Origin of the sequence: Polynucleobacter rarus, from assembly GCF_003072505.1 — a bacterium.
Lineage (GTDB): Bacteria > Pseudomonadota > Gammaproteobacteria > Burkholderiales > Burkholderiaceae > Polynucleobacter > Polynucleobacter rarus.
On record NZ_NTGB01000001.1, the window covers coordinates 2423193 to 2439883 of the forward strand.

A 16691-nucleotide genomic window follows, 5' to 3' on the forward strand; every position below is an offset into this window, starting at 1 on the left:
AAAATGGATAAAGTAAATATGTCGCAATCAAATCGTACCTGGACTGTTTCAGAAATTGAAGCCCTATATGACTTACCTCTACCTCATCTCATACATCAGGCGAGTAGTGTTCATCAAACGTATTTTCCGGAAGGGGATATTGAACTTGCGACTCTGCTATCCATCAAAACCGGTGGCTGTCCAGAAGATTGCTCGTATTGCCCCCAAGCTGCCCGTTATCACACGGGTGTCGAAGCAACGAAGTTAATGGATTTAGAAGAAGTTCTTGAGGCTGCTAGAGCCGCAAAAGCGGCTGGGTCGAATCGTTTTTGTATGGGTGCAGCTTGGCGTGAACCGAAAGATCGTGACATCATCAAAGTTGCGACCATGATTAAAGAAGTGAAGGCCATGGGTATGCAAACCTGTGCTACTTTAGGCATGCTTGATGCAGACCAAGCTAAAGCGCTCGGTGAAGCTGGCTTGGATTATTACAATCATAACCTTGATTCCAGCGAAGATTTTTACGGCTCCATTATTCAGACTCGTACCTATCAAGATCGGATTGATACTCTAGAAAATGTGCGTAGTACCGGTATGTCCCTTTGCTGTGGTGGTATTGTCGGGATGGGCGAAACGCGTAGACAACGCGCTGCTTTAATTGCTCGTTTAGCGAACTTAGCTCCCTACCCAGAATCAGTACCAATTAATCATTTAGTTCCCGTAGCAGGTACACCTTTGGCTGATCAACCCCCACTTGATCCTTTTGAGTTCGTTAGAACCATTGCCATTGCCAGAATTACCATGCCAACCGCACGTGTCAGATTATCTGCGGGTCGTCAAGAGTTGGGCCGAGCCATCCAAGCGATGTGCTTTACCGCTGGAGCAAATTCGATCTTTTATGGCGATAAATTACTCACCACGAATAATCCAGAAGCAGAGGCAGATCGTAGCTTACTGCAAGATTTAGGACTAAAGGTAAAAGTGAACCAAACCGCTGAAGTAGCAGTTTGATTTTAGGGAAGTTATTTTTACTTGAATAACTTCCAGCTACACATTTACATTAGTTCCTTATTTCAATCGCGCTTTACTTTACCGCCAAAACAATTTTGCCGATGTGAACACTCGACTCCATTAACTGATGGGCTGCCACCACTTCATCCAGAGTAAATACGGTATCAATCACAGGCAAACACTGGCCTTGATCCATGAGTGGCCAAATATTCTTCTCTAACTGTTTTGCAATCGCTGCTTTTTGCTCGTCACTTCTTGGTCGCATCGTCGCACCCGTATAAGTTAGCCGTTTACGCATAATCGCATTAACGTCTAATTGCGCCTTACTACCTTTTAAAAATGCTACTTGTAGGAGACGGCCATCAAATGCCAAACAATTAATATTTTTTTGAATATAAGGTCCACCCACAATATCCAAAATAACATCAACGCCAACTTTATTAGTTAATTTCAGAATCACTTCTTCATAGTCTTGGTCTTTATATTCGATTGCAACATCGGCGCCAAGTTCTAAGCATCGTTCTGCTTTTTTACTATTGCCAACTGTGGTGATGACTTTTGCACCAAAAGCCTTAGCAAACTGAATAGCTGTAACACCAATGCCACTTGATCCACCGTGAATCAAAATTGTTTCATTACTTTTGAGGTGTCCCATATCGAATAAGTTTGACCATACCGTAAAGTAGGTTTCTGGAATTGCTGCAGCTTGAACCATCGTCAAGCCTTGCGGGATTCTTAAACAATGCGCTGCTGGCGTCGCACAATATTCGGCATATGCACCACCCGGGGTTAAAGCACAGACTTGATCACCAGTTTGCCACTGCGTGACGTCAGGGCCACGAGCGACCACAACACCAGCTACCTCTAAACCCAAATAAGGGGAAGCGCCTAGTGGTGGTGGGTAAGAACCTGAGCGTTGAAAAACATCGGGACGATTAATACCCGTTGCATGCACCTCAATTAAAACTTCATGTGGCTTTAGAACTGGCAGGGGAACGTCTGAAATCACTTTCATAATCTCGGGAGGTCCGCCCAGTCCATGGTCAACAACACGCATTGTAGTATTCATCTCATTCCTTTTTGGTTTTGTACTTCTTCTATTTAATTGCCTAAATAAGCCTGGATAATTCTGGGGTCAGCTAATAATTCTTGACCGATTCCTTGTAGTGTTATTTCACCATTTTCTAAAACATACGCTTGATGAGAAATTCGTAAGGCCTGTTGCACATTTTGTTCAACTAAAACGATACTTTGCCCCATTTGATTTAATTCTTTTAAAACACTAAAAATCTCTTTTACTTTTAATGGAGCAAGGCCCATTGAAGGTTCATCTAACAACAGCAATTTCGGTTTTGCCATTAAAGCACGGCCGATTGCTAACATCTGTTGCTCGCCACCAGATAAGTTACCAGCTAATTCTTTATAGCGATTTTTCAGAATAGGAAATAACTCTAAAACAAATTTTAAATCCTTCGCAATTTCGGAATTTCGATCACGAGTATAAGACCCTAATTGAAGATTTTCCTCGACGCTCATGGTCAGTAAGATGGCCCGACCTTCAGCGACTTGGGAGATACCCATACGAACGATTTCTGAACTAGTTTTTGATAACAAATTCACCCATTCTTGTGGATTATTCTGAAAAAGAACAGTTCCAGATTGCGCTGTAATGATTTTAGAAATAGTTAACAAACTGGTACTTTTTCCCGCTCCATTGGCACCCACTAAAGCAGTTATCTCCCCGGAATTGACCTGAAAACTAATGTCTTTCAAGGCCTGAATATGGCCATAAGATACACACAAATGATCTACTTTAAGTAAAGCTTTATCTTTGAGATCCTCTGTCATCATGCTTCAACCGCTCCTAGATAGGCCTCAATCACACCTGGATGATTTTTGATTACCTCAGGCTCGCCCTGTGCGATCACTTGACCAAAATTAAGCACTGTAATTTGATCACAAAGCTCCATCACAAAACGCATATCATGTTCAATCAAAAATATCGTGACACCGCGTTGTCGAATCAGCTCAACTTCCTTCATTAGTCTTGATTTTTCAGCAGCGTTCATCCCCGCCACAGGTTCGTCTAGTAATAATAATTGAGGCTTTGTAGCTAAGGCTCGTGCAAACTCGAGTTGACGTTGTTCACCATATGAAAGACTATTTGCAGTCTGAGCATGCTGATGATGCAGTCCAAACAAACTTAATAACTCATAAGCAGTCTCTCTCGCTTGCTTTTCCTGCTCTTTATAACTTGATCTCGCGAGTAACCAATCTTTTGAGCCATAGTTAAGGTGACTATGCATCCCAACCAAGACATTTTCTAAAAGAGTCATCTCTTTAAAAATGCGTATATTTTGAAAGGTTCTAGCCACTCCCAAACGCGTTACCTGGTGTGAGGCTAAACCAATTAAATCCTGGCCTTCTAACTGAATCGAACCAAGATTCGGCTTAACTAGACCTGTAATGCAATTAAAAACCGTGGTCTTGCCAGCGCCGTTAGGGCCGATTAATGCACTAATGCTACCCTTTTGTACCGTCAGGGATACGTCCTTTAAAATTTCTAGGCCGCCAAAATTTTTCGACAAGTTTTTAATTTCAAACATACTAATCATTATCCTTGTACGCTCGTCATTGATTTTTTGATCCGTCGAGATTTACCACTCCACAAGCCATTTGGTAAATACAGTACAACCAAAATGAGGACTAATCCATTTACCGCCAGTCGATATTCTTTAAGCCCCCTCAACACCTCTGGTAACAAGGTCAGTAGAGTACCACCAAGGATTGGACCTAATAAACTATTCGCGCCCCCAAATACCGCCATCGTAAGAATCTCCACAGCATTTTCAAAAGCATAACTATTCGGTCCAATCGTATAGGTAAAGTGGGCGTTCAACCCACCAGCTAATCCTGCAATCCCAGCGCCTAGTGAAAAAGCTAAGAGTTTAAATTGCATTACTGGAATTCCCATCAGCTTCGCGGCAACTTCATCTTCTCGAATGGCAACAAAAGCACGCCCCACTTTTGAGGCTTTTAAGCGCCAAAGTAGATAGACAACCAGTAATAAAGCAGCGAGTACATGCCAAAAACTAGTAAGGTTAGGGATCCCATTTAAACCCATAGGTCCGCCAATGAAATCAATATTCATAATGACCACCCGGAGAACTTCACCAAACCCAAGGGTTGCCATCGCTAAATAAACGCCGGAGAGCCTTAAGGTTGGGAGCCCGATTAGTAATGCGACACAGACAGGTGTCAAGATACTGAGAATTAATGCTAACTCAAAGGGGCAATTAAATTGCATCGTTAGGGTTGCTGCCGCGTATGCGCCAATACCCATAAACGCTGCATTCGCTAAGGATAACAAACCGCATGAAAGGGTAAGAGCAATCGATAGAGCTAACAGAGAATTAATCCCGATACTCAGTATCAGCGTGTTATACGTCGACCAAAAGGTTTCGAGCCATTCCAGCATTAGGCTTTCCTCTCTAAGATTCGACCAAATAGACCGGAGGGTTTAATTAATAAAATTAAAAATAACAAGCCGAAAGCAATTGCATCCCGAAAATCACTAGATAGGTAAGCAACACTGAATACTTCCGCAAAACCTAAAAAAAGGCCGCCAATCAGGGCACCACGAATATCGCCCATACCACCCAATATAATGACCGCAATTCCTTTATGCAACATGGGCTGCCCCATGAATGGTGAAATTGCGTTAAAGGATAAGCCCACCAAAACCCCAGCGACGCCACCTAAAGATCCCGCCATGAAGGAGGTGCAATAAAATAATTTCTCCACAGGGATACCTAGCAATGCGGCAGCTTTAGGTGATTCTGCAATTGCTCGTAATGCTCGCCCTAACTGCGTTTTTTTCATTAGCAGCCACAGACCAACCATCATCATGATTGCGATAACCATGATGCCAATTTGCACATAAGTGATATGTAGATCGCCCCAAGTAATACTTTCTTCTGGCAGAGTACCACTCGGAAAGCGCCTAATTTCAGCACCCATCAATCCTTGTATGAGACTGGTTAGCAAAATACTCACACCGATGGTTGCAATCATTGGCGCTAAATGCGGCGCATTTCTGGCTCTTAATGGTCGCAAAACTAACCAGTCGATGACTACCGCTAATAAGCCACTTAGGATTGCGGCAACTACCAATGCTAAAACAATCGGCAAATGTAATAAGGTGACGAGTTGAAGTGCAATATAACTACCCATCATAAAAATGACGCCGTGGGAAAGATTAATAACGCCCAACACACCGAAGATGAGCGTAAATCCTAGGGCAAAAACAGCATAAACGCTCCCTAAAGAGAGAGCGTTGAGTAGTTGTTGAGATAACAAATGATTTTCCGGAATTTAGGAATGAAATTATTTCAATAAAACGAACTTGCCATCTTTTGCAATATTAACAATCGCATCTTGTTTTGCATCGTATCCAGATTCTTTTCCAACCTTACTTGGCGCCTTTGCGAACTCGAACTTCCCAGTTGCACCGTCATGTTTGACTTTTGGTAGGGCTTCATAAATTGCAGCACGGTCTTTCTCTAGGTTATTCGTCAGAGTGATACTACCAAGCGCCTCGGCTAAGATATACATTGCGTCATACGCTTGCGCGGCAAACTGATCAGGCTCGGAGCCATACTTGGCTTTAAAGCCATTCATAAATGCTTTATTTGCTGGAGAAGTATTTTCTGCTGACCATGGGCTGCCTAATAAGGTATCGTCCGCAGCATTTTTTGCGATTTCAAATAACTTCGGTGAATTAAAGCCATTGCCACCGATAAATGGTTGCTTCATACCAAGTGAGCGTGTTTGTAAAACAATATTTGCCGCTTCCTCCACTAAGCAACTACAAACAATAGCATCTGGATTCGTTTCTTTAATTTTGGTTAATTGTGCTTTAAAGTCAATATCACCCTTAGCGTAAGTAACTGTTGTAGTCACTGGCAGTTTATTTGCTTCTAATGCTAATTTAAAAGCATCATATCCACTCTTTGTAAAGGCATCATCATTACCATAGATAACAGCCACTTTCGACAATTTAAAATGGGAAATCGCTTTTTTGACAACAACAGGAAGCACGTCTTGTTCCATCACAGAGTTTCTAAATACGTAAGGCCCCATATCGGTGATGCCACTAGCTGTATTACTTGTGCCGAATGCGACTACTTTTGCCGCCACTGCGATGGGGTCAGCTGCAAAAGCTGAGTTGGATAAGGTAGGCCCAAAAACCATTAATACTTTATCTTGAAAAATGAGTTTTTTGAAAACATTAATTGCCTCTTCTTTTTTTCCCTGCTCATCCTCCATCACTAAAGTAATCTTGTTCCCCTTCACCCCACCTTTTGCATTAATCTCATCGAGTGCGAGAGTAAAACCATTTTTGATTGCAACACCATACTTCGCAGCAGGTCCAGTGAGGGCTTCAGCAGCACCAATTTTGATATCGGCGGCAACTCCGTAAAAACTACAACTCAATAAAGAACTCATTAATGCTAAGCGAACTAATTTCATAGATACTCCTCAAAGTGGTAAAGGGATTACAAATCAGATTTTTCTCAATTTTAGGGCAAGTTGGCAAGTTATTACAAATTAACCTAGGGCAGCTCAATTCCCTCATGCTTCAATAGCCATGTTTTGATATTGCGGTGATATCCCTCGGCGTCTTCTTTCGCAAAGCCACCAATTCCAGAATGCGCAACCACACGGTGGCAAGGGACAATCATTGGATAAGGATTAGCTCCACATGCGCCACCAACGGCTCTTGCTGCACTCCCAATTTTCTTCGCCAGGTGGCCATAGGTGACAACCGTTCCCTGTGGAATCGTGTCAATGAAAGCCCAAACTGTTCTCTGAAAAGAAGTCCCTTTAATTAAAGTCGGCAATTGAAATTGAAACTTCGGATCATTAAAGTAACGCTCCGCCTGTTCGCAAAACTGTTGAGCAAGTGCGTTTTTTGGACTAATGAGTTCCTCGAACTGACTGACATATAAAACTTCGCTAATAAATAAACTATTTTCTGTAAAAGTTGTTTTTACGCCGAGTTTGCCAAATGGCGCCGCCAATACCGCAGCCCAATCCTCTATAAAATCGTTGTCTTTATTTTTTAAAAGTGATTTTTTCGTCATATTCTGTAAGATACACTAAGTTAATATTTTTATGGAGAAGAAAATGGGTAGTTTTATTACACTGAAATCGAGTGATGGATTTGAATTTTTAGCATTTGAAGAGAAGCCTAACGGGCCAGCTAAAGCTGGGTTAGTCCTTTTACAAGAAATATTTGGTGTCAATACGCACATACAAGAAGTAGCAAAACTATACGCTGATCAGGGTTACCATGTATTAGCGCCAGAAACAATGGCCCGTTCTAAGAGTGGGGTAAATCTAGGTTATACCCCTGAAGATGGCGCAGCAGGCTCAGGCCTTAAGGCTGCAATTGAAGCATTACCAGGTCGTCCTGTGATGTTGGATATACAAACCTGTATTAATACTTTGGCGACGTCAGGCAAAGTCGGTATTTTTGGATTTTGTTGGGGTGGGCTATTAACTTGGCGAAGTGCAGCAATGCTCGATGGCTTGAGTGCAGCTGTCACTTACTACGGTGGCGGTATGCCAAATGAATCTCAATTAACTCCAAAATGTCCTGTTTTAGCTCATTTTGCTGATGATGATGCTCATATCCCTTTAGATTCAGTTAATCAGTTTTCAGCAGCTCACCCAGAGGTTCAATTGCATATATACGCAGGGCATCACGGTTTCAACTGCAATCATCGTGCTTCCTATAATGAAGCAGCAGCAATGCTCGCAAGATCTAGAACCTTCGCATTTTTTGCAGAACATCTCGGCCTGTAAGTAACTTCTGACAACAAAATCAGATGGCTTTTCCACCAAAATATCGGTATAAAGCCATCCTATTTTGATATAGTGAATAAGAAATTTGATTTCTTATTTCGTCTATTGTTAAGGGAAGTTTATGGATTCGTTACTCGATACTTGGCCGTGGTGGGCTAAAGTCGCAGTAGTAGTTTTATTGTTAGCCACCTCCGCTTTTTTCTCCATTACGGAGACTAGTATGATGGCGGCAAATCGTCATCGTCTAAAACATCGGGCAGCGAAAGGTCACCGTGGATCTAGGTTAGCCACTAATTTACTCAATCGAACAGAAGAATTATTATCTGTTATTTTGATTGGTAACAATGTAGTTAATACTTTCGTGCCGGTATTAATTGCCGGTATTGCAATGCAAGCTTTTGGCAATAGTGGCTCGGTTCTGTCCATTACAACTGCCTTAGTCGCTTTTCTAATTATTATATTTTGTGAAATTACGCCAAAAGTAATTGGTGCCGCTTTTGCCGATAAGATTGCCTCTTCTGTTAGTTGGATTATTCGTCCCTTAGTTTGGATCCTGACGCCGATTGTTTGGTTTGTAAATATTTTCGTCTCCTTGCTGTTGCGTTTAATGAGACTCAATACCAAAAATGCAGATCAAACCCGCTTATCCCCAGAAGAATTAAGAAGCTTAGTGCTCGAGACCAGCCACTTTATTCCAAGTCATCATCGTAATATCTTAGTGAACTTATTTAATTTAGAAAATATCACCGTAGATGATGTGATGACACCTCGGTCACAAATGGAAACATTAGATCTCTCTCGATCCATACCAGAAGTTCTCCATCAACTTGAAACTTGTTATCACCATAATTTGCCTGCTACCGATCAAGATCCTGATCGCGTAATTGGGATTTTATCGGTTCGTAAAGCGGTCTCATTGATTGGTGATGAAGACTTACAACATCAAGATTTTAAGAGCTTACTTGCCCAACCTTATTTCATTCCTAGTGGCACCCAGGTCTTACAACAAATCCAAGAGTTTCAGGTCTTGCAGCAACGCATAGGGCTTGTCGTAGATGAATACGGGATTGTTTTGGGACTAGTAACGATCGAAGATATTGTCGAAGAACTCATTGGTGAATTCACAACCTCACTACCAAGTCTAGCCAATAAAACTAAATGGTTAGATGACGGTACTTACCTAGCCAATGGTAAAGCGAACTTGAGAGATTTAAACCGTTTATTAGGTCTTGAATTGCCAATTGATGGGCCTCGAACTCTCAACGGCTTGCTCTTAGAAATTCTGCAAGATATTCCCGACCATGATGTCAGTCTTAAAGTAGCAGGCTGTGTGATGGAAATTATTCAATTTGACCAACAATCGATTAAAACAGTTCGCATTCATCAACCACTGCAAGCTCTTAATTAACCAAGAATCTGACGTTGAATGCAAGATGACCAAAGAATTATTCATTTGTGGCAAGAAACTCTTGAACACGCCTTTTTAGAAAAAGCCACAGATGTTCATATTGAAGCACAAGAGGAATTTACGCATCTTCGATTTCGAGTTGATGGCAGTTTAAGAACCTATCGTCGTATCAAAGTAACTTATCACGAGCACTTATGCGCCCATATAAAAGTGCTCGCTCAATTAGATATTGCTGAAAAGCGCTTACCGCAAGATGGTCGCTTAAACTTCACTCCGAACACTACGAGTGCAGCAAAAACGAATCCTCAAAAAATTGATTGTCGAGTATCCACTCTGCCGACAGTTTATGGTGAAAAGATTGTTGTTCGTCTGTTAACGAACTCCTTAGGGAATTTACGGCTAGAACAACTTGGATATGATTCTGAACAATTATTCAAGGTTCAATCTAGCCTGAATGCTCCCCAAGGACTTATTTTAGTTACCGGCCCAACTGGTAGTGGCAAGACCCTTACTTTGTATACTTTTTTAACTCTTCTCAATGATGGCACTAGAAATATCTCCACGGTAGAAGATCCTCCCGAAATCATGCTATCAGGCATCAACCAAGTCGCAGTGAATGAAAAGTCTGGAATGGACTTCGCCAAGTCCCTTCGTGCCATGTTAAGGCAAGATCCAGATATCATCATGATTGGGGAAATTCGTGATGCAGTAACTGCTCAAACTGCGTTGCAAGCTGCTCAAACAGGTCATTTAGTGTTAGCTACGCTACACACGAATAGTTGTGTTTCGACCATTACTCGCTTACGTTACTTGGGTTGTGAAAAGGATGTTCTTGCCCAAAGCTTATTAATGGTTACAGCCCAACGACTTTTACGGAAAAGATGTACTTTTTGTACTTCCGTCGGTACTTCATGTAACTACTGTAAAAACACCGGCTACCTTGGTCGATTTGCAGTTCACGAAGTTTTGAAGTTGGATTCAGAAATAAGAAGTGCCATTGAGAGTGAGGTTTATGCAAATGATTTACTTAAATTGGCACAAGATCAAGGTATGAATTCATTGTTGAAGCAAAGTGAACTGTATGTAAATAATGGCATAACCTCAGCGGAAGAAGTTCTGAGTAAGATTGGGTGCGTTTCGTGAGAATTGCTAAACAACAAATTTTTACTACCCAGTTAGTCACCTTGCTAGAGGCAGGAGTTCCCCTAGTGCCAGCACTGCAAATGATTAGAGAGCCTCTTACCAACAAAAAAGACATGCCGCATTGGCTAGATCCAATTATTGAAGGGCTTCATCAAGGTCAGTCTTTTTCTTCTTGTCTTCGAAAGTCAAAAGAGAATTTTGATGCTTTTTATTGTGGTTTGGTCGAAATCGGTGAATTTTCTGGTCAACTGAATCACCTTCTTTTAAAAATATCTCAAGACTTAAAAAAATCTGAAATGATTCAAGGGCAACTGAAAAAAGCACTAACCTATCCTTTATGTGTTTTATTCATCTCTTTTTGCTTATTAATCGCTATGTTAATTTGGGTTATTCCAAGTTTTGAACAAGTATTTGCGGGCTTTAATGCAAGTCTTCCACCACTCACTGATTTTCTTTTAAAACTTTCTAGGTTTGTAAAAGAATACTTTTTTCTAGGTGTACTTATTTTTATTGCTGTCTTTGCGTTTATTTTTTTTCTTTGGTGGCGTTTTATTCCGATACAAAAACAAGTTGATCGTTTTTTTCTTCGTGTACCCGTTATTGGTAACTTAATTCATCATGCCCTTTTGGCACGCTGGGCGACAACTATTTTTATTCTCCAAGAATCTGGTACGCCTTTATTAAAGTCTATTCGCATCAGTGCGCGCTGTTCCAATCATTGGTTTGTGCACGATGTGAGTGTTGAGGTATATCGTCTTCTTACTCAGGGGCAAGCAGTTCATGAATCCGTTTTCTTAGCGGATTCTAAACAACTTCTTTTCAAACGAGAAACCTTGCAATTACTCAAGGTTGGAGAGGATTCTGGCGGACTTGTCAAAATGTTGCAATATTTAGCCATTTTCCATGAGCGTCAACTTACTGAACAACTTGATGTTTTAATGGAGATGATTGAACCAGCTCTAGTTGTGATAATGGGATTGATGGTTGGGGGAATGGTCGTCGCTCTTTATTTACCGCTCTTTAAGTTAGGAGAAATAGCTTGATTTGGATTTACAGTTTAATAATTACCGCTATGGTGATTACTCTTGCGTTGATCGACCTTCGCACAATGCAGCTTCCTAACTATTTGACACTCCCACTAATGATTCTTGGGCTGTTAGTTAGTAGTTTTACAAACTTTGGTTTTTGCCAAGCTCATGAATCTATCATCGGCCTTATCCTTGGTTATTCCTTAATTTGGGGTGTTAATTTTTTCTATTTTCTAGTTACTAAAAAGCACGGCATCGGGATGGGTGATGCTAAACTGCTGTCCGCATTTGGATCAATATTAGGCTATTTTTATATCTTACCTATATTATTTATTGCTAGTGTTCTTGGCTTACTTGGAGGTATTATTTGGTTAAAACTAAACAAGTTAAGTCATCAACACGCCTTTCCATTCGGACCTTATCTGTGTATTTCCGGCTTGATTGCAATTTTTGATATAGTGTCCAATACTTTTTTTATAAGAAATTTTTAGTTTAAATGTCACATGAGCGAAACAACTAAGCAAATCACTACTATTGGCTTAACGGGAGGAATAGGCAGCGGAAAAAGCTCAGCCGCTAAAGAATTCCATCGCTTAGGAGCCCAAATTATTGACAGTGATGCATTAGCCCACCAAGTAACATGTTCAGGCGGTGTCGCAATGCCTGCGATTGAAGCAGCTTTTGGTAAAGATTTTTTAATGGAAGATGGCAGTTTGAATCGTCCAAAAATGCGAGAGTACGTATTCAATCACAGACCTGCACTCACCATTCTGGAAAGTATTACGCATCCGCTGATTCAAGAAGCTAGTTATGCGGCATTTCAAGTGGCATTAAAACAAGATCCTCCTTATATTATTTTTATGATTCCATTACTTTTTGAATCGAATAAATGGCAGGATCGTTTTAAAAAGATTGTTGTTATTGACTGCACAGTCGAAACTCAAATTCAGCGCGTGCTTATCCGAAATAATTTACAACGAGACCAAGTTGAAAAAATCATTGCTGCTCAGATATCTCGCGAGGATCGCCTTAAAAATGCTGACTACATAATTAATAACGATGGACTTTTAACTGATTTGAATAAGCAAGTGATCGATATCCATCAAAAAATTATTAGTTTATAAGCTTTATTATTGTTTTTATGAGGTTTTTTCTTGTGTATTTCATAATTAAATCTCATACTTATATCTTAATTTTAATTTCGAATTGATTGTTGATTTCTTTGTTAACTTACGAATACCCCTCTAATGAAACAGTACGCAGTTTATTGCGTTTAGAGTATTTATTTCACCGACAAGATATTTTTATGCAATCAGATGATCCTGAGCATCATTTGGCTGCCATTTCTTTACTTTTTGATATTGGTGATCTGACTTCTAGAGCAGATTTAAAGTCAAATTTATTAAAAGAATTAGATCGACAGAGAAATTATCTATGTGGATTAAGACATGGTCATTCTGTTAATTCTGAGGCTTTAGAATCTGTTATTCTTCAAATTGAAAACTCTCTTTTTGACTTAAACAATTTAATCGGCAAGCCAAATACTTTGATTAATGAGAACGAATGGCTATCAATTATTCGTTCTCGATTAAGTGTTGCAGGTGCAACTAGTCCTGTCGATCTGCCCAGTTTGTATTGCTGGCAACATCTCCCAGCGGATCAAAGAAGAGCTCAACTACAATCCTATACACCCGCATTTAATGATTGGAAGAATACTTGTTATTTATTTCTGAAGTTACTTCGTCAATCCGGAGATTCTAAAACTTATGGCACAGAAAATGGCGCTTTTCAATTGCCACTGACTGGTAAATCGTTTCAATTAATTCGTGTAGATATTCATAACCAGATGTTAATCCCCGAAATTAGTGCCAACAAACATGTTCTTTGGATTCGTTTTTTGCAAAATTCAACGATTGGAAAACCCCCAGCCTATACTGGTGCCATTGAATTTAATTTAACACTTTGTAATTTGTGATTTATTTACGCACTTAACGATCGCTCTAAAACAAGTTATTAAATCTCTTGGTTATTCATCAATTCGATAATTGAAATGGTAGCAGGTAATAAGGGGCTTAAATTGCAGTCTGTTACTATTCGACTGGACTGCCAAGCAAGTTCTTGTCCTTCTAGACCAACCGGAATCCCCGTCCACTCTCTGACAATCTGTAAATAAAGTCGAACATAGGCATGCGGATAATCGTGTTCAATCGTCCCGATTGCGACGCTTTCTATGACTTCAATACCAAGTTCTTCTCGTAGTTCTCGAACTAAAGCTTGGTGGATGGATTCACCTGTTTCAATCTTACCACCTGGGAATTCCCAGTAGCCTTCATAAGGCTTACCCACTGGGCGATTTGCTAGCAAAAAATTATTATCTTTACTGATAAGGATACCTACTGCTACCTCAGTAATAGGCCTTGTCATTTAATGAGCGCCTGCAAAATGCCTTGCAAATTGCCAAGCAACGCGTCCTGACCTTGAACCTCGCTCTAAAGCCCAAACCAATGCTTCAGGTTTTGCGTTTTCGATAACCGACTTATCTTGGCCAAAATGTGCCAACCAGTGTGCCACAATTTCTAGATACTCATCTTGTTTAGGTGGGTAAAAAGAGACCCATAAACCAAAACGTTCGGATAAAGAAATCTTTTCCTCGACTACTTCGCCGGGGTGAATCTCTCCATCAGAACTATGTTGGTAACTTTCATTATCTTTCATATATTCCGGCAGTAAATGTCTTCGATTTGAAGTGGCGTAAATCAATACATTTTCAACCTGAGCTGATAAAGAACCATCAAGTGCAGATTTGAGTGCCTTGTATCCCGCTTCACCATCTTCAAAGGATAAGTCATCACAAAAGACGATAAATTTTTCGGGTCTTGTAGCTAAAATCTCGGTAAGATCCTGAAGATCCGATAAATGCTCCTTATCTACTTCAACCAATCTTAACCCTGAGTGATAAAACTGATTTAAGCAGGCTTTAATCAATGATGACTTACCAGTGCCTCTAGCCCCTGTTAAAAGCACATTATTGGCTGGTTTACCTGCTACAAAATGCTGAGTATTGTTTAAGATCAATTCTTTTTGACGTTCAATCGCTTGTAAATCATCAAAAGAGATGTCGGATAAATGCCAAATCGGCTTTAAGAATCCTAAGTTCCCTAATAAAGATTGTCTTCTTTGCCAGCGAAATGCTTTTGCGTTTTGCCAATCCTCAGGAGTCAAGGGCTTAGGAAAGAAGACTTCTAATCGTTCTATAAATTGATCTAATTTTTCACTCATGTCAGTATTATAATTTGTGAAACTAGACTCTTGTATTTTAAGAGCGGTAATCCGCGTTAATCGTGACATATTCATGAGAAAAGTCACAAGTCCACATCGTTCGGCTTGCCTCTCCACGACCCAAATCAACCGTGACTTTGATCTCTGCAGGTGCCATCACTCTTTGGCCATCCTCTTCACGATAGTCTGGATGTCGACCTCCATCTTTGGCTACCCAAACATCACCTAACCACAATTGGACATGGCTTACATCCAAATCAGTGATCCCAGCATATCCAATTGCAGCCAGAATTCTTCCCAAATTTGGATCGCTAGCAAAAAATGCTGTTTTTACCAACGGCGAGTGAGCAATTGCTTCCCCTACCAGTTTGCACTCTTCAAGGGTATGCCCGCCTTTTACTTCAATCGTCATAAATTTTGTCGCACCTTCACCATCCCGTACTATTTTCATAGCGAGGTCTTGTGCAGTTTCTAATAACAAAGTTCTAAAGGCTTGGTATGCGGCATGACTCGTATTATCAATATAAATTCCACACTGATTTGAAGCCATGACGATGAAAGAATCATTGGTCGAAGTATCACCATCGATCGTAATGGAATTAAACGATAAATCTGCCACTTCCTTAGTTAGATCATTCAATAATTTAGGTTCGATGCCGATGTCGGTACCAATGAATCCGAGCATGGTTGCCATATTCGGATGAATCATTCCAGCGCCTTTGCTTACGCCAGAAATTGATACCTTGGTGCCTTCAATATCAATCGAGCTAGAATAGGCTTTTGGCATCGTATCCGTAGTCATAATCGCAAAGGCCGCGTCATACCAACCTGCATCAATTAGATTTGCCTTTGCAGTTGGAAGTGCAGCGATAATTTTTGCAACTGGTAGTGGCTCTAAAATGACCCCAGTTGAAAACGGCAATACTTCCGTGGGAGAAATAGCTAATAACTCTGCAACGGCATTACAAATTGTATTAGCATCCTTGAGGCCTGATTCACCGGTCCCAGCATTCGCATTTCCTGTGTTAATGACGAGCGCCCGAATACCTGTAGTTTGAAGCAGGTGTTCTTTACAAATTTGAACTGGGGCCGCGCAAAACCGATTTAAAGTAAATACTCCACTTACGGAAGAACCAGGCTCTAAAGTAATGATTAAGATATCTTTACGGTCTACCTTCCTAATGCCAGCCATAGCATACCCGAGTTGTATACCTTGAATAGGTAGCACATCGGAAGGACTGAGAGGGTGAAGATTAACTGGCATTTGGATACTTTCTATATTAATTTGTCAAAGAGTTTACTGAATAGTCAAAATTTTAAGTCGGAAATCATTTTAAAGTTCTCAACGATTTTCTTACTCCATTCTTTGTAATAATCTGGTGTAAAGTGTTGCCCATCAGTAGTTAGCCACTCATCTGGTTTTGACATTGACAGAGAGTCAACATACTTGCAAGGTGCTACTGAATTAGAAAGCACATAATTCAATTCCTTCGTACGATTATGTGTTTTACCAGTTATTTGCAGCTCATTTCCCCATGGCGGGCCAACCCATAAACATGGTTTATTTAAACTGGCAATTTTTTTCGCTAAACCACTGGCTTCACTATAAACTTTGAATTTAACCATTTGCTCTTTATATTTTCCAAGAGTATCCCCCATGATAATCACTACAACATCAGGATTATCTTTTGCTATTAAATCAGATATTGGTTGAGTTTCCGCAGATTTTCCTAATCTGATATTAATCGGCTTGGTAAATTCTCTCTCGGCCCCTCCACAGAGACCTTTAGTTGCAATCAACCATTCGCTTGGTTCAACTCCACAAACGCCTATAGTGTGCACTTTTGCACCTTGATTTTGTAATTCATCATGCAAGCTTGTAATTAAATACCCCGGTTTTGCTAAGTGGCTTGCTCCAATAATAAGAATAGTTAAGTTTGTTAATATCATTTAAATAAACCCCAGATTCGACG

At 40.4% G+C, this 16691-nt stretch carries 19 protein-coding genes; 8 read left to right on the plus strand and 11 right to left on the minus strand.

The window, feature by feature from the left end; all coding sequences use genetic code 11:
• The first annotated feature begins 18 nt into the window (after positions 1–18).
• Entirely contained in the window at positions 19–990 is a 972-nt protein-coding gene (bioB, locus tag AOC35_RS11595) for a biotin synthase BioB (RefSeq protein WP_245898499.1), read from the plus strand.
• Positions 991–1063: 73 nt separating this feature from the next.
• On the opposite strand, the gene AOC35_RS11600 is transcribed toward bioB, so the two are convergent.
• The 7 genes from AOC35_RS11600 to AOC35_RS11630 form a co-directional block, all read right to left on the minus strand.
• On the minus strand, positions 1064–2059 hold the full coding sequence (locus AOC35_RS11600; protein ID WP_108647233.1) for an NAD(P)H-quinone oxidoreductase: 996 nt from the start codon (positions 2057–2059) through the stop codon (positions 1064–1066).
• Between the two features lie 32 nt (positions 2060–2091).
• Positions 2092–2838 carry an ABC transporter ATP-binding protein gene (locus AOC35_RS11605; RefSeq protein ID WP_108648822.1) on the minus strand — a complete coding sequence of 249 codons (747 nt, stop codon included), beginning with the start codon at positions 2836–2838 and terminating at the stop codon, positions 2092–2094.
• On the minus strand, positions 2838–3596 hold the full coding sequence (locus AOC35_RS11610) for an ABC transporter ATP-binding protein (RefSeq protein ID WP_108648823.1): 759 nt from the start codon (positions 3594–3596) through the stop codon (positions 2838–2840). Before AOC35_RS11610 ends, AOC35_RS11605 begins: the two co-directional genes overlap by 1 nt.
• Before the next feature lie 8 nt (positions 3597–3604).
• Positions 3605–4465, minus strand: a complete 861-nt coding sequence (locus AOC35_RS11615; RefSeq protein WP_211307567.1) for a branched-chain amino acid ABC transporter permease — start codon at positions 4463–4465, stop codon at positions 3605–3607.
• Between the two features lie 2 nt (positions 4466–4467).
• On the minus strand, positions 4468–5349 hold the full coding sequence (locus tag AOC35_RS11620; RefSeq protein WP_108647235.1) for a branched-chain amino acid ABC transporter permease: 882 nt from the start codon (positions 5347–5349) through the stop codon (positions 4468–4470).
• 27 nt (positions 5350–5376) lie between these two features.
• The gene (locus tag AOC35_RS11625) at positions 5377–6522 is read right to left on the minus strand and encodes an ABC transporter substrate-binding protein (RefSeq protein WP_170107037.1); all 1146 of its coding nucleotides are present in this window, start codon (positions 6520–6522) and stop codon (positions 5377–5379) included.
• Between the two features lie 83 nt (positions 6523–6605).
• A complete protein-coding gene (locus AOC35_RS11630) occupies positions 6606–7136 on the minus strand; it encodes a methylated-DNA--[protein]-cysteine S-methyltransferase (RefSeq protein WP_108647236.1) in 531 nt (176 codons plus the stop codon).
• A 43-nt stretch (positions 7137–7179) separates the two neighbouring features.
• On the opposite strand from AOC35_RS11630, the gene AOC35_RS11635 reads away from it, so the two are divergent.
• The 7 genes from AOC35_RS11635 (at position 7180) to zapD (ending at position 13414) form a co-directional block, all read left to right on the plus strand.
• Entirely contained in the window at positions 7180–7860 is a 681-nt protein-coding gene (locus AOC35_RS11635; RefSeq protein ID WP_108647237.1) for a dienelactone hydrolase family protein, read from the plus strand.
• Between the two features lie 121 nt (positions 7861–7981).
• The gene (locus AOC35_RS11640; protein ID WP_108647238.1) at positions 7982–9268 is read left to right on the plus strand and encodes an HlyC/CorC family transporter; all 1287 of its coding nucleotides are present in this window, start codon (positions 7982–7984) and stop codon (positions 9266–9268) included.
• 18 nt (positions 9269–9286) lie between these two features.
• The gene (locus AOC35_RS11645; protein ID WP_108647239.1) at positions 9287–10411 is read left to right on the plus strand and encodes a GspE/PulE family protein; all 1125 of its coding nucleotides are present in this window, start codon (positions 9287–9289) and stop codon (positions 10409–10411) included.
• Positions 10408–11454, plus strand: coding sequence for a type II secretion system F family protein (locus tag AOC35_RS11650; RefSeq protein WP_159077569.1), 1047 nt, complete (start codon positions 10408–10410; stop codon positions 11452–11454). Before AOC35_RS11645 ends, AOC35_RS11650 begins: the two co-directional genes overlap by 4 nt.
• The gene (locus AOC35_RS11655) at positions 11451–11930 is read left to right on the plus strand and encodes a prepilin peptidase (protein WP_108647241.1); all 480 of its coding nucleotides are present in this window, start codon (positions 11451–11453) and stop codon (positions 11928–11930) included. Before AOC35_RS11650 ends, AOC35_RS11655 begins: the two co-directional genes overlap by 4 nt.
• Positions 11931–11942: 12 nt before the next feature.
• Positions 11943–12563: a dephospho-CoA kinase gene (coaE, locus tag AOC35_RS11660; RefSeq protein ID WP_245898500.1), complete on the plus strand. Its 621-nt coding sequence runs from the start codon at positions 11943–11945 to the stop codon at positions 12561–12563.
• Between the two features lie 98 nt (positions 12564–12661).
• Positions 12662–13414, plus strand: coding sequence for a cell division protein ZapD (gene zapD, locus AOC35_RS11665; protein WP_281259311.1), 753 nt, complete (start codon positions 12662–12664; stop codon positions 13412–13414).
• Between the two features lie 38 nt (positions 13415–13452).
• On the opposite strand, the gene mutT is transcribed toward zapD, so the two are convergent.
• From mutT to AOC35_RS11685, 4 genes are read right to left on the minus strand one after another with little or no spacing between them, the layout of a single operon-like run.
• Positions 13453–13863, minus strand: a complete 411-nt coding sequence (gene mutT, locus AOC35_RS11670; RefSeq protein WP_108647243.1) for an 8-oxo-dGTP diphosphatase MutT — start codon at positions 13861–13863, stop codon at positions 13453–13455.
• On the minus strand, positions 13864–14718 hold the full coding sequence (locus AOC35_RS11675) for an ATP-binding protein (RefSeq protein ID WP_108647244.1): 855 nt from the start codon (positions 14716–14718) through the stop codon (positions 13864–13866).
• A gap of 37 nt (positions 14719–14755) precedes the next feature.
• Positions 14756–15982, minus strand: a complete 1227-nt coding sequence (gene argJ, locus AOC35_RS11680) for a bifunctional glutamate N-acetyltransferase/amino-acid acetyltransferase ArgJ (RefSeq protein ID WP_108647245.1) — start codon at positions 15980–15982, stop codon at positions 14756–14758.
• Between the two features lie 44 nt (positions 15983–16026).
• Complete coding sequence (locus AOC35_RS11685) at positions 16027–16668, minus strand: SGNH/GDSL hydrolase family protein (protein ID WP_108647246.1); 642 nt, start codon at positions 16666–16668, stop codon at positions 16027–16029.
• Between the last annotated feature and the right edge of the window lie 23 nt (positions 16669–16691).